The 16680-nt window shown below is 57.2% G+C and carries 19 protein-coding genes and 1 pseudogene; 6 read left to right on the forward strand and 14 right to left on the reverse strand.

Features of this window, described 5'->3' with window-relative positions; translation table 11 throughout:
- Nucleotides 1–76 precede the first annotated feature (76 nt).
- From P7F60_RS30125 to P7F60_RS30185, 13 genes and pseudogenes are all read right to left on the reverse strand, one after another.
- Nucleotides 77–1678 (reverse strand): annotated as a pseudogene (locus P7F60_RS30125) (type IV secretory system conjugative DNA transfer family protein); the annotation flags it as partial.
- Nucleotides 1675–2697 carry a P-type DNA transfer ATPase VirB11 gene (virB11, locus tag P7F60_RS30130; protein WP_037093762.1) on the reverse strand — a complete coding sequence of 341 codons (1023 nt, stop codon included), beginning with the start codon at nucleotides 2695–2697 and terminating at the stop codon, nucleotides 1675–1677. The pseudogene P7F60_RS30125 and the gene virB11, both read right to left, overlap by 4 nt.
- A complete protein-coding gene (gene virB10 / locus P7F60_RS30135; protein ID WP_037093760.1) occupies nucleotides 2678–3889 on the reverse strand; it encodes a type IV secretion system protein VirB10 in 1212 nt (403 codons plus the stop codon). The genes virB11 and virB10 overlap by 20 nt, the downstream gene beginning before the upstream one ends.
- Nucleotides 3889–4701, reverse strand: a complete 813-nt coding sequence (virB9, locus tag P7F60_RS30140) for a P-type conjugative transfer protein VirB9 (protein ID WP_037093757.1) — start codon at nucleotides 4699–4701, stop codon at nucleotides 3889–3891. The genes virB10 and virB9 overlap by 1 nt, the downstream gene beginning before the upstream one ends.
- A complete protein-coding gene (locus P7F60_RS30145; protein WP_037093755.1) occupies nucleotides 4698–5390 on the reverse strand; it encodes a type IV secretion system protein in 693 nt (230 codons plus the stop codon). Before P7F60_RS30145 ends, virB9 begins: the two co-directional genes overlap by 4 nt.
- A 33-nt stretch (nucleotides 5391–5423) precedes the next feature.
- A complete protein-coding gene (locus P7F60_RS30150; protein WP_277921167.1) occupies nucleotides 5424–6452 on the reverse strand; it encodes a type IV secretion system protein in 1029 nt (342 codons plus the stop codon).
- A gap of 4 nt (nucleotides 6453–6456) precedes the next feature.
- A complete protein-coding gene (locus P7F60_RS30155) occupies nucleotides 6457–6693 on the reverse strand; it encodes a hypothetical protein (protein WP_277921168.1) in 237 nt (78 codons plus the stop codon).
- The gene (locus tag P7F60_RS30160; protein ID WP_037093749.1) at nucleotides 6686–7384 is read right to left on the reverse strand and encodes a type IV secretion system protein; all 699 of its coding nucleotides are present in this window, start codon (nucleotides 7382–7384) and stop codon (nucleotides 6686–6688) included. The genes P7F60_RS30155 and P7F60_RS30160 overlap by 8 nt, the downstream gene beginning before the upstream one ends.
- A gap of 14 nt (nucleotides 7385–7398) precedes the next feature.
- Nucleotides 7399–8490 (reverse strand): lytic transglycosylase domain-containing protein, encoded by a 1092-nt coding sequence (locus P7F60_RS30165; RefSeq protein ID WP_037093748.1) that lies wholly within the window; start codon nucleotides 8488–8490, stop codon nucleotides 7399–7401.
- Nucleotides 8487–10946, reverse strand: coding sequence for a VirB4 family type IV secretion/conjugal transfer ATPase (locus P7F60_RS30170; protein ID WP_277921169.1), 2460 nt, complete (start codon nucleotides 10944–10946; stop codon nucleotides 8487–8489). Before P7F60_RS30170 ends, P7F60_RS30165 begins: the two co-directional genes overlap by 4 nt.
- Nucleotides 10947–10949: 3 nt before the next feature.
- Nucleotides 10950–11249: a VirB3 family type IV secretion system protein gene (locus P7F60_RS30175; RefSeq protein WP_081950740.1), complete on the reverse strand. Its 300-nt coding sequence runs from the start codon at nucleotides 11247–11249 to the stop codon at nucleotides 10950–10952.
- Nucleotides 11249–11596, reverse strand: coding sequence for a TrbC/VirB2 family protein (locus P7F60_RS30180; RefSeq protein ID WP_037093745.1), 348 nt, complete (start codon nucleotides 11594–11596; stop codon nucleotides 11249–11251). The genes P7F60_RS30175 and P7F60_RS30180 overlap by 1 nt, the downstream gene beginning before the upstream one ends.
- Nucleotides 11597–11606: 10 nt before the next feature.
- A complete protein-coding gene (locus P7F60_RS30185; RefSeq protein WP_277921170.1) occupies nucleotides 11607–12581 on the reverse strand; it encodes a lytic transglycosylase domain-containing protein in 975 nt (324 codons plus the stop codon).
- A gap of 159 nt (nucleotides 12582–12740) precedes the next feature.
- On the opposite strand from P7F60_RS30185, the gene P7F60_RS30190 reads away from it, so the two are divergent.
- Genes P7F60_RS30190 through P7F60_RS30215 form a run of 6 tightly spaced genes read left to right on the forward strand, consistent with a single transcriptional unit; the run spans nucleotide 12741 to nucleotide 16009 of the window.
- Nucleotides 12741–13349, forward strand: a complete 609-nt coding sequence (locus P7F60_RS30190; protein ID WP_247261089.1) for a hypothetical protein — start codon at nucleotides 12741–12743, stop codon at nucleotides 13347–13349.
- A complete protein-coding gene (locus tag P7F60_RS30195) occupies nucleotides 13346–13882 on the forward strand; it encodes a thermonuclease family protein (RefSeq protein WP_037093741.1) in 537 nt (178 codons plus the stop codon). Before P7F60_RS30190 ends, P7F60_RS30195 begins: the two co-directional genes overlap by 4 nt.
- Nucleotides 13879–14583 (forward strand): thermonuclease family protein, encoded by a 705-nt coding sequence (locus tag P7F60_RS30200; RefSeq protein WP_037093740.1) that lies wholly within the window; start codon nucleotides 13879–13881, stop codon nucleotides 14581–14583. The genes P7F60_RS30195 and P7F60_RS30200 overlap by 4 nt, the downstream gene beginning before the upstream one ends.
- The gene (locus P7F60_RS30205) at nucleotides 14584–14988 is read left to right on the forward strand and encodes a hypothetical protein (RefSeq protein ID WP_037093738.1); all 405 of its coding nucleotides are present in this window, start codon (nucleotides 14584–14586) and stop codon (nucleotides 14986–14988) included.
- Between the two features lies 1 nt (nucleotide 14989).
- Nucleotides 14990–15577 (forward strand): hypothetical protein, encoded by a 588-nt coding sequence (locus P7F60_RS30210; RefSeq protein WP_037093737.1) that lies wholly within the window; start codon nucleotides 14990–14992, stop codon nucleotides 15575–15577.
- Nucleotides 15578–15586: 9 nt separating this feature from the next.
- Nucleotides 15587–16009 (forward strand): hypothetical protein, encoded by a 423-nt coding sequence (locus tag P7F60_RS30215; RefSeq protein WP_037093783.1) that lies wholly within the window; start codon nucleotides 15587–15589, stop codon nucleotides 16007–16009.
- 26 nt (nucleotides 16010–16035) lie between these two features.
- Here P7F60_RS30215 and P7F60_RS30220 read toward each other — a convergent pair whose 3' ends face one another.
- Nucleotides 16036–16317: a hypothetical protein gene (locus P7F60_RS30220; protein WP_065653669.1), complete on the reverse strand. Its 282-nt coding sequence runs from the start codon at nucleotides 16315–16317 to the stop codon at nucleotides 16036–16038.
- Nucleotides 16318–16680 lie beyond the last annotated feature (363 nt).

The following is a 16680-nucleotide window of genomic DNA, read 5'->3' on the forward strand; positions in this document are numbered from 1 at the left end:
ATTGTAGCGCATGACATAAGGCATGGACTTAAAGCCAATCAGCAAATCAGGGCAGACGGCCTTCGGCGGAGGGATACTCCGCCTCCTTGAAGGGCTGCGTCTTAAAGAAGCGCAGCTTGTCTCCAAAGATTGGCCGCTGACCCTCCACCAGCAAGATCATCTTGTTCTCGGGCATCTGGCGCACTTCCTGCGGCATCATCAGGTCCCGATCGCGAATTTGCTCGACCTTTGTTCGGCGCGGGAGCCCCATAAGCTCGATAGTGCGGGATTCAGACTGATATCGTATAGTTCTCTTGCCAAGCGCGCGGGAAGCATACTCTGCCGTGGCCTGGTCATTGGCGCCAAGTATGAGCTGATAGCCGCAATTGCCAAGGAGCGAATGTCGGGACGTCTCACCATAGATCTCATCCAGGTTCTTCAGGTCCTGGATGATGAAGGCGAGCTTGATCTTATAGCCGGCCACATAGGGCAGCTTCGTCATGATCTCGTCCATGCGCTTCAGCTGGCGAAACTCGTCCAGCAGGAAATAGACCGGCACCGAGTTTGGATCATGCTCAAGGGTAAGTATGTCCATCACCTGTTGAACGAACAGCGTCAGCAGCGGCCTAAGAAGCGTGATGTCGGTGATGTTCGGGGCAAGGTAGATTGTGATGGGGCGACGCTTCATGGATCGAAGGTCCATGTCGGTCATGTTCGTTGCGGCCACAACGCGTTCGTTCTTGAACGGCCTCATCGCCTTCTGGATATCAAGCAGTGCCGAGGCCGCGGCCCGATCCGAGAGAGACAGGTAGGAATTGAAGCTCTCCATCGTGAACTTCGACAGGTATGGCTCCTTCTCCTTGATGTACTTCATCAAGGCCTGCAGATCGATCCCGCTGTTGAAGAAGGAGTTGATCTCGCCGAGGTTCCTGCGCCCTTTGTAGAAGGGGCTTTCGAGAACATAGCTGATGGCGCCGGCGAGAACCTGTTGAGCTGTGGCCTGCCAAACTGAATTCTCGGATTCGGTGTTTTCCGGTACAAGAATGCTGGCGATATTTTGAATGTCAGTCGTGCGATTGCCTCGCTCAGGACGAACGAAATCCAAGGGATTATAGCTGTTGGTCGTCTCGGAACCCGGCGCGAACAAGAAGACCTGGCTCCCGTTGCGCTTCCGATAGCCGGCGGTTGCCTTGTACACCTCGCCCTTCAGATCCGTGACGATCATAGAGCCTTCGTGCATGAGAGCGTTGGGGATGACGTAGCCCGCGCCCTTACCGGATCGCGTCGGGCCAATGATGAGGTGGTGGCGATCGTCATACGCGCGGAGGACGTTGCTCCCGATGCGGCCGAATATGTGACCTTTCTTGCCAAACCACTTCCCGCGCCGAAGTGTTGCAAGATCCTGAAAGGCCGCATCCCCCAATGGATTGCTGGTAGGTTTGAGCCCAAGGTATGCAATGAGGCCTGATACGAGCAGCGCGGGCACCACGGAGCCGAGCGCGACTTTTTGAAGGGAAGGGGAGGAGCTATAGGCCCAGAACTGCTGAATCGGCGCGAATGGGTTTGAGGTGATTGTCGCCTCGAGGATCCTACCGTCACCGTAGAAGAGCTGAAGCCCCGCCCCGTATGCCAGCATCCAGACTGCAAAGGCGATCAACAGGCAGAAGAACAGATAGAAGGCCTGTAGCCCCTTACTCATGATGCATCCCGTGCGAAGTAGATTTCGGAAACCCCGCGCTTGCCGCCTTCCCGCCTGAGCTGGATCACGATCGGAATGACCATTTGGATGTAGGACATCAGGTCCTGCTTGGAGTAGCCGGCGGACATGCCGGACTGCTGCATCATCATGGCAAGCTGTTCATAAGCGCCGAGCGGCGTATCGGCGTGTACTGTCGACATGCTGCCCGGGTGGCCTGTGTTGATGGCGCGAAGGAATGAAAAGGCCTCAGCTCCACGAATCTCGCCAACAAAGAGGCGATCCGGCCGCATTCGAAGCGCCGATTCAAGAAGGTTTTGAATCGTCACGTTTGCAGTGCCTTGCCCACCCTTGGAGGCGATCAGGTGGACCGCGTTCTTCTGTGGTGGGAATAGCTCACGAGTGTCTTCAAGCGTCAGTATCCGCTCATTCAGGTCTACAGAGTTCAGGCACGCGTTCAGAAAGGTGGTTTTGCCCGACGACGTGCCGCCACTGATCAGGATCGAAACCCGCTTCGTGATGGCCGTATGGATGAAGTCGTAGATCTTCTCCGCGCGTAGATAGGCGATCAGCTCCCGATCCACGTCGCTTAGGCCTCCGACAGCAACCGAGACTTTGTCGAGAGAGCCGTTGTCACGGTAGTCCTGCAGAGAGAAATTCTGCACAACCTGCTTACGGATCGTGATCGACCCACCATCAGGTGCCGCGGGCGGCAAGACGACCTGGATACGTTCGCCGGTCGGCAATGCTGCGCTAAGGATCGGATTAGCGGCGTTGAGGAACTGCTTTGTCGCTGCGGCAACCCGCTCGCCAATGTTCTCGATCTCGCGTGCCGTCAGAGCATCGATTTCATGATGCTCCATGTGATCAGCACCGAAGCGCTCAACATAGACTTGGCCTGGCCGGTTCACCGCAATCTCAACCACCTTCGGGTCATCGAGAAATTGCCTGATGGGCTCCAGAGACCGGTTCAGGAAATAATGAGGATCATGAGCGGTCGTGTTACCTACCATAACGTTCACGTTTGATCTCCTTCATCGCTTCCGTGACAGGATCGTCGTACATGGCGCTGAAATCGAGGTCCTGGCGAACATAGACAAAGATCCGCTCGCCTTGCGGTACGCTGATCGTTGGCGGGATCCTCAGGTTTTCGGCAAGGACCGTGTTCGCCATGTCGCTGAAGGTCTGGGCGATCGTTTCTCGCGCCAATTCAGCACCTCTTTCGGCATCGTCGTTTCCGGAGCTGGAGTCGCTACCGTATCCGGTTAGATAGCTTGCACCGCCTCCGACGATCGACAGCAAGATTGATGCGCCAAAGCGCTCACGGAACTTGTTGTCGACATGACCCGTCAGGCCCGATCGCCCGAGGCTGTCCGTGCCGATGGAGTTCAAACGCACCGACACGCCGTCATCCCGGATCAGCCTCGTCCACACGACAAAGACCCGCTTCTGCCCCCGCGTAACTTCGGACTGATATTCCCCGATCAGGCGTGTTCCTGTTGGGATCAGGACACGCCGCCCATCGAAGGAGTAGACATCCTTGGATGTGATGGCCCGCACCTGGCCCGGAAGGTCGCTGACGATCGCCGTTTCCAGGATGCCGGGGATCAGCGTGCCCTCTGGGATCATGGCGTCGATGCGCTCAATCTGCCGGGCCTTGGCGGAACGGTCACCGATCGCACTCGCTGAGGACAGGTACTGGCTGTTGCGATCCTCGCCAGCGACGGTCAAAGGCGTGCCGCTGTTCGAGCCATCGAGCGAACCATTCGCGGATCCTCCCAGGTTCTGGTCAAGCGTAATTAGCTTTGACCGAAATCGCTCCGGAAACACCTCTTCGGCGGGCGGGGGGGCGCTCGCCGGTTGAGCGACTTCGGGCGGGGGAGGCACGTTGAATTCAGTGACGTCCACCGGCGGAGCTGGCGGCGGAGGAGGCGGAGGTGGAAGTTCCAAGACAGGCTGTTCGGGTGGTGGGGGTGTGGGTTCTCCATCGCGCACGAAACCGGGCGGCCGGAAGGTCGTGGTACGGAACTCCTCCTCACTTTGCGGGCTTTCAGGCGGGCTTTCTCCGGATGTCGCGAGCACCAGGTACGCGGCGAAGACGCCAGCCAGCAAAAGGGCGGCCATGCCGACCGTTTGATTGCGCTTCACGTTTCGATTGCTGATTTCGGCCTCGTCGGCCGCCGCCATTGCGTCGAGTTCAGGGCTGCGCTTCATTAGTTGCCGCTCCTCCTGCGTTTGCTGGCATCAGGATCCGGTTTCGGAGCCATGATGTCAGGATCAGGTGCTGCAAAGTCCGGCTTGCGGAGGTTGAAAATGCACGTCCACTGGTTTCCGTCCCGGAGCGTGTATTGCGTGGCTACGCCGTCAACGACGATGTATTCGCCTTCCTTGCGGAAGTTTCGCAGGGTCTCGGAGAAGTCGGATTGAACGGCAAAAATGGCAGGCACGGTCCCTCGGCCGAACTTGAAAAAGGTCTTCTTTCCGTCATCGAAGACCATTGTCGGCTTCAGCGCCGCGTCGCCCGAGAAAGAGTAGTCAATATTGACGTTCGCTTTGTCGATGCTCGAAATGTTCGGGTTAGCTGCCCGAAACTCAGCCTCCTTCCGCAGAGACTCGTTCAGGTTCTTCTCCGGATAAACGAAGCGAATGCCGAAGACCTTTTTCCCTGCTTCCGGTGCATAGTCATTGAGCTCAAGGAAGTAGATCCTCTTTGAGGTCACCACGTTCATGTTTGTGGAAACGTCCTTGGCTATCGGCTTGACGAAAAGGATGTTGCCCTTTTCGGACGGGGCAACCTGCCAACTGTCGGTGTCGCCAAGCGAGATCGTCTCAAACTTCTCATCTTCGTCGAAGATGATCATCGTCGAGATGCCGTAGGTCGCAGACACCTTCACGACGTTGTTCGGCTGATAGACAACACTGGTCACACGCGCATCCAGACTGCCAGGGCGGGGCTGTTGCGCCGCATAGGCGTGAGTCATCGTGAGAGCGGCGATCGACGCCGCCAGTAGGAAGCCATATTTCACTGCTGGCCTCCCGAGGTCACCGTTTCCTGATCACGGCGGTAGTCATAAACCTGGAAGCCCAACGGGTTTTCGAAGCGCCATTCGTTGCGCTCAGGCGTATCCGTGTAGCGATAACGAACGATAGAGATGAAATGGCGCGTGATGACGTCTGAATCAGAGCGCTCATGCGTCGAGAACCGGACGAGCGCCGTTGTCGTGTTGGGGAAGGTGACAGACTTTATGTCGACGGTGATCGACTTGTTTTTGCCGAGCCGGCGAGCTGGATTGTCAGGGTTCGCGGCACTCCATTGGGCCTGGAGGTCGCGCGCTGCGTCGCCGGTGGAGAGCAAAGCTGCAATTCCAAAGTTCTGCTCGATGGCAAAAGGATCATAGCCCTCGCGGGATCGAATGTAACGGACGACATTCGCCTGAGTGACCGCTTGCTGATCGGTGATGTTCGATGTTCGAGTCAGCCCTGTCTTGACCTCAATGTAGCCAGTGTTCTTGTCGACCTCGACAATGTACGGCTCGAAGCTCTTGAGGGGCACGAGCATCACCAATGCGGAGAGCGACAGGATCGTGATGCCGCCGAAGATCAGCGTAATCAGCCAAGCGAACGCCTTGGACCGTTTGGCCTTTTTGACGATCTCTTGTTCCCAACGGTCCCCATCCTGAAAATAGCTCCGGAGAGCATCGTTATTCTCTGCCATGTATCCTAGCCCTTAATTCCCGCCACCAGTTGCCTAGTTGGGCAGACTGTTGTTGGTAATTCTGTTTTGCATCGCTTCTGCTGCACCGGCGTTTTGGATGTTTTCCCTCATGCCGGCATGGGTTCTGGCGCGCGCGACCATTCCTAATTCTCCAGCCCTCCCGGCTACAGAACGTGTCGCGGTCAAAGCTCGTGCCGGCAGCGCAACACCGGTAGCGTAGCCAACCGATCGAGCGATCTGCCCAACGCCCGTTGCCACGCCCCCGGTAATTCCCTGGGCGAGAGTTTGAATGTTGAAGAGGACAAAAGCGCCAGCCGCACAGATCAGGACGAAAGCCGAGATATCGTCTAGCTGGATCTCGTTCGCGGATGCTGCCGCTGCGACCTTCTGCAATTCAGCGTCCATGGTCGTGATGAGAAAGGCGGCGACCACGTAAACGAAGAGCGGAATGATCGCGTACGTCAAAACCTGCTGGAACCAAGCCATTCCGTACTGGCGTGTGGAATCAAACAATAGGCAGGCGATAAAGATCGGTGCAGTGCCAAGCAGCACCCACATCATCACTTTTGCAAGCACGAGGATGGCAAGCGCAACGGCAATGAACAGCCCAACCGCCAGCATGATCAGGAACCCTACGAGGCCCGGTAGAATGGCGAAGTAGCCTGACTGCTCCGCGAATGCTGCTGCTGCCTCATTCGCCGTCTCCCAAATCATGGAGAGGCCGTCTGTCGGCTCAGTTATCCCGGTACTGCTAGCCGTCAGGAGCGCCCGCCCCACGTCTTCCGGCGTGTTGTTCAGCCAGTCGTAAAAGAAGAGTTGGAAGTTGCCCCACTGATCAATGAAGGCGACGATAAGCATCATCCGCACGACCCGGCCGACGATCTCACCGACGCTCACTCGCGCGGTCCCCATGACGAGTTGAAGTCCGTAATAGGCGACGTAGGCAATAAGCATGATCGTCAGCAAAGGCATGATTTCGTCGCCAACGACCTCATAAGCCCGTTGGGAGAAATTCCGCCCTGCATCTTCAAGAGCCTCAAGCAGGCCGCCTAGAAAGTTCATGGGGTCACTGCTCTCCGCTTGCAGCGAAAGCGTCGATCGCCGCCAGCGCTTCCCATGGGTTGCCATTCACGCTGGTCATTGGGCCACATTCCTGTCGCGGATCCTCGGCGTAGGATGTGAGGTTTGCCGGCCTCTTGCATGGTGCAGTCTTCTCTTTCGGAGCACCGGCGCAGCCAGTTACGCCGGCGGCAACCAGAACGGAGAGGAGCACAAAGCCTTTCACTCGAAATGTCTTAGTCACCGTAGGTCAGCGCCTTCTTGGTATTGGAGATGTCGACAAGGCGGCGCTGGTTTTGAGCCTGCAGGGAGCCGACCGCCCCATTCATCACGCCAATCATTTCGTTGATCGTCAGGCCGGTTTGAACCTGCAGCTGCGTGTTCTGATCGATGGACCCTTTGATGTCTTCGGCCTGGCCGATCTGCTGACCTGCCTGCTGGAATGCCTGTGTTCGCGACTGAACGGCCTGTTGCGAGCCGGTGACTAGGGCAGCGACTCCAAGGACGGTCTTCATCATCTCTTCGTAGGACTTGTCGCCGGAGAACGTGCTGTCCGCCTTGCCAGACAAGTTCTTTACTAGCTGAAGGCCGTTGATGAAGGTGGTGGCAATCTGGCCGATGTCACCGCCCATGCTGCCGAAGTTCGGGACTCCGCCCTGCATGAGGCTGTCGAGTGACGGCATCTGAGAAACGCTGAACCCTTGACCAACGGCGAGGTTCTGCATGGGATTTGAAACGCTCCCGCGATCCCCCGTGACGGCTTTAAGCGTCTCTTCTACCGTCTTCAGAACCTCCTTGTTCGTATCCAGGATCTGATCGGTCGTCTGAGAGGTTTCCGTTGCAATCTTCAGGTTGGCGCTGTCGATCACGGGAACCTGTGCAAGTGCGGTAGACGCCATCGCTAGCGAAAACGCAGTCAGAAATGCTCTTTTCATGGCCGTTCTCCTTGTCATTCGGCGCTCAACATCAGCTTCATGTCAGCCTCTGGTTCGAGTTTTCGAACGCAGGCCTGTTCCTCCGGATTCCACTCAAGCTGCAGTTCCTTGTCGCAGAGGTCAGCTACCTCGCGATCGTCTTCCTTCTCGTCTCGCTTGTAGTCGCTGGACCGCGAAGACCCCGAGAGCCCGCCCAGATCGAGTGCATTTTGAGAATTCATAAGCTCCGCCATCGTTGTTCCGAGGCGGATGACCTGGTTCATCATCTCGAGGTTCGCATTGCGTGCGCCAGAATTGTGGTCCCAGCTGTCTTGGATCGTGCCGCTTTCCATCTGGCCGAGTTGCTGAAGCCATGACGCGACGTTCCCGCTGTTTTCGGAAATCGACTGGCTGGTTGCCATTGAGTTGATCGTTGCGTCTCTCGCACCTGAAAAGCCCGACGTGCCTCCGCCGAAGTTTTCGGGGATGTTCGACACATCGGACCCTCCGAACTGGGGCATCCACTTGCCTTTGATCGCGGCTACATACCCCTGCGTTTCCTTGAACGGAGGGATGCCGCCATACTTTCGAACGTTGCCTGGCCCCGCGTTGTATGCGGCAAGGGCGAGGTTGGTATTGCCGTTGAAGGTACGGAGCTGCTGCTTCAGGTAGCGTGCGCCGCCGCGGAGGTTATCCTCGATGTCGTGAGGGTTCACGCCAAGATCCTTGGCTGTGCCCGGCATCAGCTGCGACAAGCCCATGGCGCCGACAGGCGACTTTGCGCAGGGATTGAACCGGCTCTCCTGGTAGACGAGAGACATGAAGAGGGTTTCGTCTACCCCTTCCTCACGCGCCACTCGCTTCACGAGCCCGACAATCTCCGGATTGGCTTGTGCTGCCGAGGGGGCGTCACCTCCGCGCCCCGGCCGGTACATCGAGCAGGTGACGCTCTTGCTCACGGAGTGCCGGCGACTGTCTGTTTCTTCGATCTGCTTCGTCGTTTCATTGCGCACCGCATCTGTTGAAGTGAGGGCGCCATCCGTAACAGGAACCTGCGAGGAGGCGGGGGGCGCTGTTCCCCAAGCCAAGGCTGCAACCAGCAGCGTTAGAGTCCGACTGTTCCTCATTCGGCCTTCTCCCATCCGCAGAATTTCGCCAACCAGTTTTCGGGTTCGTCTCCGTACTGCTCGCGAAGTGCCGCGCACTCCTCGATCGTCTCCTTGCGTCCTGAAAGCACCTTCACGAGATCTGGCATTGTCGACAGATCGAGACGCGCAATGACAGAGTCGTTGCCATGCTTAATCAGGAAGGTTCTCTTTTCAGGAGGCGTGTTCTTGATGAACTTGAACTCCTTCACCGTCAGGCCGAAGCGCTTGATGTAACTCTCTTCGTCAGCCCGTGGGTTCGGGAAGTGGATGTTGGTCGCCGATTGCTCAATGAGCGTGTGCGACGCTTTGGATTTGGTAATGTCAGCAGCCGACTGCGTACCAAAGCCCACGATGCCGTTGAGCTTTCGGATCGTCTTCATCTTGTCGACGATGAAGGCGCTGAAAGTGTCATCCATCAGCAGCTGCCAGCCTTCATCCATGAAGAACATGACGGGGTTACCGTCCAGCAGCTCGTCCAGCCGATGGTAAAGATACATCAGCGCAGGGGTTCTTAGCTCCTCGTTTCCGAGGATGTTGGTCATATCAAAGCCAAAGACGCTGTGACCCGAGAAGGACAGGACGTCATGGGGCGCGTTGAACAGCCAGGCTTTTTCGCCTTCGATCCAAGGGCGAAGCCGCGAGTATAGATCGTTGGCATCGGCCTTGGACCGCCCCATCAAGAGGCCGGCAAGATTGGGGAGGTTCCGCTGAGCTGCCGGCTCCTGCATGATCCGGACGATTGCTTTTTCCAGCGTGTCCTCGTCCTCTTGCGTGAAGTCGGTGCGACGATCGCCGCGCAGCATGGCCTTGAGCAGACGGACCAGAAATTCCCGGTTCTCGCCGGTGTTTTCCAGTTGCAGCGGGTTAAAGCCCGTGGGTGTTCCCGGAGACAGAACCTCGTAGGCTCCGCCGATCGCCCTGACGAAGATCTCAGCCCCCCGGTCCTTGTCGAAGAACACGGCGCGAGGCGTGGGTGAAACCCGCATCGCCTGAGCCAGCAGGAAGGTCAAACCTACGGTCTTGCCGGATCCTGTCGGACCAGTCACCGTGAAGTGCCCGATATCGCGACGGTGGAAGTTGAACCAGTAGGGGGTTTGTGAGGTCGTTTCCAGAATGGTGATCGGCAGGCCCCAATGGGTGCGATCCGCTTGTCCAGTCGCGAAATTATGCATCGAGGAAAGGCCGGAGAAGTTGGCGCTCGACAGCATAGCGATGCGGGAGATGTGGGAGCGGTTTCCCGGCAGCTGCGCCCAAAACGCCGCTTCAAGATTGAGATCCTCCCGGAGCCAGTTGATGTTCATGTCGGTGAGGCAAGCGCCAAGTTCCGACACGCAACGGCTTAATCCCTCGAGGTCCCGCGAAATGCACAGAAGCGAAAAATGATGGAAGCCGAATACAGCCTCCTGATTGAGGAGGCTGTTCAAAGCATAGTCGATGTCGGATTCGACCGAGCTACCTGCTTCGTCGGAGGCCTTGATTTGGCGTTGAAGGCGACTGATCCGCTCTTGTGCAATCGGCTTGTCTGCAAGGGTAAAAGACTGCGTCAGGATGAACTCGTGGTTCACCTGCAGCAACCCATCCAACATGCCGGGACCAGTGAATGGGGGATATTCTTTGATCGAGAGTAGAGCGGCATAGCGGCTATCTTCTTCCACCGCCGCTTGTGCCTGCATCGTCCGCTTTGAAAAGTGAAGCCGTGAGGTGCCGACGTAGTTGCGAATTCCCATGCGCGGAAGCCGCATCTTTCGCGGCACACCGCAGGTCAGGATCGTGTTGAAGAACTCGCAGGGCTCCGAATACGGATCGCCCTTAGCGTCTTCTCCATCGATGTCCTTTTTCGCTGTATCGTCTGATTTCTTGCGATACGTGATGCCAAGCGGCTTTGCGCCGTACTTGTGCAACTCTTTCACGATATTCCCAACCAGCTCTTCGAGGTCGGTCACGTCTTCACGGGTCGCTTGGGCCCTGGCCTCCTTGTTCGAGCGTTCAAAGATCCGCTTCAGCGAGTCGCCGAGGCCAAGCGCCCCTTTCATGCCCGAACGCACGATCGTCAGGTAGATTTCGTTCGTGAACAACCGCTTCTTGCGAAGTTGGTCCATATAGCGATCGTTCAGGATCTCGCAGAAGGAGGAATCGAACGAACCGCCGATTTCGGTCTCGACCTCACGACGGATTACGGTCGACCAAAGAGAATAGCGGCTCGAACCTAGTGCTCGGATCATGGTGTTCTGCACAACAGAACGCATGTTCAATTCGGCCTGGTCCTCCGTCTGGAAGAACAGTCCATCAAGCTTGATGACGCTGATCAGGGTTCCATTCTCGAGCCCGATGACCGTGTCAGACACATGCCGCATATAGGGGATGTGAACGGACATAGGCCGCTCGTTGCCGGCGACCTTCCCAAACCCAAGCTCTTCCTTGACGACTTTCAGCATCTACTATGGTCCGTATGAGTTGGTGCCCCAAAAGCGCTTGTTGGGAGTCCTTGGCGTCTTGCGGGACGTGACCTGCAGGACGTCGAGAATCTTGCTGTCCCAGGCACAAAGCGAGAAAAGGACAAGGTAGGCGGCTGGCGCGATCAGCAGTGCCGCCAGATGGTTCGTCACCAGCCACCCAATGATTGTCACGCCGATGATCAGGACGACCGCCATGTAGGGCACGCCCCATAGCGTCGGAGAACGGGTCAAGCCGATCACCAACGGCGTCAAAGCTGGCTTCTCGTCCTGAAAATCGCTCATCAGCCGCCGCCTACCGACGAAATCATCTGGTCAACGATGGCAGGGGCGCCGAAAACGAGACCGATGCCAATGACGACGGCTCCGGCCGTGAACCACGAAAGCCTGCCGGCAAAGGCAAGGAAGCCGAGGCCAATCACGGCGATGATTGCCATCAGACGTCCAAAGGGGCCGGTGATGAAGTCAACGATCATCTGTACGGCTGTCTGAAGGGGTGCGAATGCACCGCCGCCGCCACCGCCAGCCTGTGCAAGCGCTTGATCAGCGCCTGCAACCTGCAGGGCTGCCACCAAGCCAATGACGGCTACTGCCTTCAATGCCCCGGAATGCCGGGAAACGACGTTCTTCATAGTTCTCTCCTTAAAAATGCATCACGCCGCCGACGAACTTGCCGGTCTTCTCCACAGTGATGACTCCGGCATCGCTGGTGTTCTTTGCCGCCATGTCTCGGACGATCCCGCTCGCCTTCCGTTTGCCGGTTGGCATCGGTAGGCCAAGCTGGAAATTCACGACCTTTGCGACATAGCCGACGGTTTCTTGGAATGGCGGAACGCCGCCATATTCGTAGATGCGCCCCTCCCCGCTGTTGTAAGCGGCCGCGACCAGAAGCGGGTTCTGAAACTCATCGAGCAGGAAGCGGAGGTACTTCATCCCGCCCTCGATGTTTTGAGCGGGATCGCAAATGTCCTCAACACCGAAGCGAGCCGCCGTTTCGGGGATAAGCTGCATAGGTCCGCGTGCGCCTTTCGGTGAATTGCGGATCTCATCGAAGCGGCTTTCGGCCCAGGCAATCGCAACCGCGAAGCCCTCATCGACGCTGTATCGGCGCGCAGTGGATGCAACCAGCGCTTTAATCTCGTCAGGTGACAGGGGCGACGGCCCGCACTCTCCAACGGGAGTTCCTGCCCCTAGATTTTCGGGGGTATCACTAGATGTAGTATCTAGAGTGGGAGTTTGGACAGGCTCAATGCGGCCGGTAGCGCGCTCCGAGACATCAAAATATGCGCTGACAGACGCATCAATGTGATGCTCTTTGGCGCCCACATCTTTCGACGTCGTTGCGCCCAATACTTCAGCTCCGCCCTTCGTGACAACACCGTTTGCACCGAGGACAAATTCCTTCTCTGATGTCTCGACACCGCTCCAGCGATCTTCGAAGTTCGTGACAAGAGATTCCTCGTTGATTGTCACAGAACCGTTGTAATCGCTGGAAATACGCCCTGTTGTGGCTAGGTCTTGTGACGCAGCAGTATTGGCCGCGAGCAGCACGGATAAAGCTGCGCTAGTCAGGGTTCGCGGGCCTAGATACCCTGCATAGACAGTGTTTTTATCCATCGCACCCGCCCGTCAAACGGTGTTGTGATCGCCACGAAAACCGACTAGAGTTAATGCACTCATGATACCGATTTGATGCACTCTTACAAGTTTTCTGAACGGTGTTAAACCCTATTTTGCAGGGTCAACAATCGCACTACGGATGGTTAGGGCTAAAATATGAAACAGGCCATCATTCCCGCGCTTCTAAGTTGCGCATTGGCAACACAAGCGCTTGCCGCTCCTGCGGTGAACAAGGACTACATCAGGTCACTGGCGGCGCCGGGCAAGACGGTTCTTGTCGTCGAGTATTACGACGGGACCGGCAAAGTCGCTGATCGCAAAGGTTACGCCACTGCCAATGGCTTCAAGGCTATCTCGGCGACTGAGTTTCGCGTCGATGAATCGACAACGTTGCATCTGTATGGCGTTCAGCCCTGCAGCGGCGATCTGGTCAATCGCGCAGAGGACTATTCCGGGACTTGCGAGGAGTTTGGTACGCAGCAGCTGCAAACGATGCTGCAGAGCCCCAAGGTTCTGTTCTGCAGGGCCTTCATCAGCGAGCAGACTGCCCCCGTTCAGGATGTCACTTGCTACGGCTACTATAACTATCCTGGAGCAATGGACACGGTTGATAATCTTGAGGAACAGCTTCTGTCGTTAGGAGCGGTCCGCCTGACTAAGAAAGCCGATGGTTCATTCGAACGTCCTGATCTCACGGAGGCTCAGGAAATCGGCCAGAAGGGTTCCTACGGCATGTGGGCAGATCCTCGGGTGAAGGCGCAATGAAGCTTGCTGCTGCACTCGTCGCGACTCTACTGCCCTTTGCAGCCAATGCCGCACCTGAAGGGTACTTCGATCTTGCTCCCGGCATCACCTTGGAAACGGGGGACACCTGGATCTCGAACGGAGAACGGTTTCGTCTCTATGGCATCCAGTCCTGCTTGCGCGGCACTGCCTACACGGATGGTCAGGGCAGCAGACAAGATTGCGGCGAGGCATCGCTTGCGATGTTGGCTGCCTACATCAAGGACACCAAACCGATCTGTGCCCCCGTGGCGAAGCTTAACGGCATCTCATATGTCGTTTGTTACGCCACGGTTGGCAGTCAAAGGCTCGACCTCGCGCAGATCATGGTGACAAGCGGCTATGCATTCGCTGCCTTGAAGACCGATGGTCTCCCTTATCATGCCCCCTACGCCATAGCCGAGCAGCTTGCTCAGCAAAAGAAGGCCGGCCTTTGGCAATTCTCCGACGTTCAGCATCCTTCCATCCTGCTTAGTCGTGAGGCGAACCAGCGATCGAGGAGCGCCCAGCCATGAGAAGCCGCCTTTTCCTTTTTATCGCCGCAAGCTCTTTGGCCCAGCCGGCGCTTGCCGCCGATCCGATCTATCAGAACTGGCACGCCCTACGCGGTCAGGCTGCGCCTCCAGTTGCTGCTGCTGTTCGGTTGCCGACGTTCAAAGGCCCGGTAACCGTTCTTGACGGCCGCACGCTATGGTTCGGCACGCTTGGCAATGGCTATAAAGTGAGGTTGGCTGGCATCGACACCTGTGAGCTTCCTCAATGGGCTTTGAACCCAAAGTGGACCAACCGGGACAAGCAACAGGCCCCTACCCCCGTTCCATGCGGTCCCTTCGCCAAAGCCTGGCTGAAAAGGACTGTCGGAAACAGACCCACGACTTGCGTCGGTCTGGCCTACGCGAACGATGGGATACCCGTCGCACAATGCACGACTAACGGTGTGGATCTCGCCGCCGAAATGCTGCGCGTCGGTTGGGCTCGTCTCGATTCCCCTTACATCAACGCCCAATATTACGCTTATCAGACCAATGCGATGGCCGCCCGGTATGGGATGTGGGGAACCTACGTGTTGGACATGAACGAATGGCGCCGGAAAGCCGTCGACAAGACGCTAGATCGGCATCCGATCGCCGACTTCAATCTATTGGCCGAGAGGAAAAGCGAGATCTCTCCTCCTTTTGCTGATGCGCGAAACAAGCCGAAGAGGACAGACCGATAGTTGCCAGACCTCGCACATATTGCGACCTCTCTCGCAACAGATCCCTTGGCTGGCTTGCTGCTTGCCATCTCCCTCTCGATCGCCCTCATAATCCCGGCGCAGAGACTCTGGTGGATCCACGCGCTACTAGCGGCCTTCCTTCTCATCCTGTCGCTGGCTTTCCACGACAAGCGTCACTTGTCCTTCGACAGCTACCTGGTCGGGCTCCTAGCCTTCGCCGCGGTTTCTCGGGACATTCCCAATCAGCCACTGCTCTATCGCATCGGCATTTCCTGGTTTGCGTGCTTCGCGCTGATCTCGGCCGTCATCTACGCCGCAGGCGAACGCATCCAGCACAGGACTCCGCTCGAAAGACCTTTTTCCGAGCCGGCAATTTCAGCAGCATTGATCAAGAGGGACACCTGATATGAAACCAGTGTTTTTTGCCGCAGCCGGTCTCGCGGCTCTTGCCATCTCTCCAGCATCTGCCAAGGCCGAGGATGCCTCATGGGGTTGCCAGATCCTCTTGTGCGCAGCCTCACAAAGCCCGTCATGGCATGGCGTCCCCTACTGCGTTCCCCCGATGAAAAGGCTTATATCAGCTATGGCGAAGCCCGGCTTCTCCTGGCCGATCTGCCATGAAGCAAAAGCCGGAAAACCGGGCTATGAACCTTACGAGGAATGCCCTGCCGGCATGACCGCCGTTTCCTCCCGCACCGATGGGGATCGGCCGTTCTTGGGCCGAGACGACAAGGATCAGTGCACGAAGACCGTCAACCAGTGCAGCAACCGTGCCGCCTTCCGTACCCAATTTGGTGACAGCCAAGGAAACGAGCGCAAGGGTGTCACGATCCGGCAGATCAACCAGAACAACGACAATGATGTTTTCAACCGAGACAATGGCTGCATGGTGCAGATCACTCAGCCCCGCCCTCGCCGCGCGGATCCTTATTATTTCGACATTCCGAACGATAAGGGCGTCAAGCAGCGCGCTTGGTTCAACTTGAATGACTGAGTGGATGACATGAACAGCAATATTCTCGTCGTAGCAGCAGCCGGTATCGGCATTCTCGCCGGTGCAGGAGGTACTTATCTCATCATGCCGGAGCCAGAGCCGGTTGTTCGGGCCCCCACTGATGCGGAGATCGCGGCCCTTATCGCAGCCAATCCCTCCCTAATTCCCGAACCTCCGGCCCCTGTGCTTGAAATACCGACAGAAGAGGAAGCTCTAGCCGCATACCGCAAGGCTTATGCCCGCAATCCTCTGAGGACCGGCCGCGGTGAAGCCGATGTAACCCTTGCTTTGGGAGAGTGTGACGAGAACGCCAGCGGTCCAGGCGTATCATGCGTTGCGGCCATCAAGAGGAATCCGAACGCAGCTCCTCTCGATCGCGTCATTGGATTTGCCAAGTCTGCATCCGGCGAATGGGTTGCCACCAACTACTGATTTTAGAACCAGATGCCTGTTGATCATTAATGCCCCGATAGTGAGATGGAGCCTGAAAGAAGAAGCTCCATTTCCTCAGGGTTTAGGCTCCCCTTGGAGGCAATTAGGTACCCCGCTACGTAAAGTAACTTCTGATCTCTCTCATCCTGATCTGACGGCGCGTGCCTGATGATTTCCATACGTGCATTCGCTTCCTGATCCATGTCAGCGCCGCCCTCGCTGTTGACGGCTGCCAGGTAGACGGTTCGGTGACGTTCGACCTTCACGGACAATGGCTCGTTGGGTTGCAGCTCAAGCTTTTCTGTCATCTTTCCCTCTCCACAAGCGCAAGCGATCACTCCTTGACCTCCCGAAATCGAAGGGAGGGCAGGAGCCCCGCTCCTGCTCCCGAGCTCGTGCGGAACAGCTGGAGAGAGGGGGACAAGCGCTAAACCGGAGGGGGATCACCCACCCGGAGGGCCGAGACGAATTTCATAGAAATGAGCCGGTGCTGCAGGCCGCAGGCCGAAGCATGGGGAGACCGGTTTAGTGCTTGTGGGGGAGAGAGGGCAGAGCGCCTTTCTCCCCTCTCAGTGCGTTGAACAAAGTCGCCTTTCGGCCCATTGCAGACATAGAAGAGCGGAGCGGGTTAAGCTATCTCGAACCCAAGATCATCTCGAGCGCGGCATCCT

The organism is Rhizobium sp. YJ-22, assembly GCF_029601685.1.
Classification (GTDB): Bacteria; Pseudomonadota; Alphaproteobacteria; order Rhizobiales; family Rhizobiaceae; genus Metarhizobium.

Bases quoted from the DNA above. Each gene is read 5' to 3' on its own strand.
- P7F60_RS30145 (WP_037093755.1), bottom strand. From the start codon at position 5,390: ATGGCAGAGAATAACGATGCTCTCCGGAGCTATTTTCAGGATGGGGAC.
- P7F60_RS30195 (WP_037093741.1), top strand. From the start codon at position 13,346: ATGAAGCTTGCTGCTGCACTCGTCGCGACTCTACTGCCCTTTGCAGCC.
- P7F60_RS30170 (WP_277921169.1), bottom strand. From the start codon at position 10,946: ATGCTGAAAGTCGTCAAGGAAGAGCTTGGGTTTGGGAAGGTCGCCGGC.
- P7F60_RS30165 (WP_037093748.1), bottom strand. From the start codon at position 8,490: ATGAGGAACAGTCGGACTCTAACGCTGCTGGTTGCAGCCTTGGCTTGG.
- P7F60_RS30215 (WP_037093783.1), top strand. From the start codon at position 15,587: ATGAACAGCAATATTCTCGTCGTAGCAGCAGCCGGTATCGGCATTCTC.
- P7F60_RS30200 (WP_037093740.1), top strand. From the start codon at position 13,879: ATGAGAAGCCGCCTTTTCCTTTTTATCGCCGCAAGCTCTTTGGCCCAG.
- P7F60_RS30185 (WP_277921170.1), bottom strand. From the start codon at position 12,581: ATGGATAAAAACACTGTCTATGCAGGGTATCTAGGCCCGCGAACCCTG.
- P7F60_RS30220 (WP_065653669.1), bottom strand. From the start codon at position 16,317: ATGACAGAAAAGCTTGAGCTGCAACCCAACGAGCCATTGTCCGTGAAG.
- virB10 (WP_037093760.1), bottom strand. From the start codon at position 3,889: ATGAAGCGCAGCCCTGAACTCGACGCAATGGCGGCGGCCGACGAGGCC.
- P7F60_RS30210 (WP_037093737.1), top strand. From the start codon at position 14,990: ATGAAACCAGTGTTTTTTGCCGCAGCCGGTCTCGCGGCTCTTGCCATC.
- P7F60_RS30180 (WP_037093745.1), bottom strand. From the start codon at position 11,596: ATGAAGAACGTCGTTTCCCGGCATTCCGGGGCATTGAAGGCAGTAGCC.
- P7F60_RS30150 (WP_277921167.1), bottom strand. From the start codon at position 6,452: ATGAACTTTCTAGGCGGCCTGCTTGAGGCTCTTGAAGATGCAGGGCGG.
- P7F60_RS30190 (WP_247261089.1), top strand. From the start codon at position 12,741: ATGAAACAGGCCATCATTCCCGCGCTTCTAAGTTGCGCATTGGCAACA.
- P7F60_RS30175 (WP_081950740.1), bottom strand. From the start codon at position 11,249: ATGAGCGATTTTCAGGACGAGAAGCCAGCTTTGACGCCGTTGGTGATC.
- P7F60_RS30160 (WP_037093749.1), bottom strand. From the start codon at position 7,384: ATGAAAAGAGCATTTCTGACTGCGTTTTCGCTAGCGATGGCGTCTACC.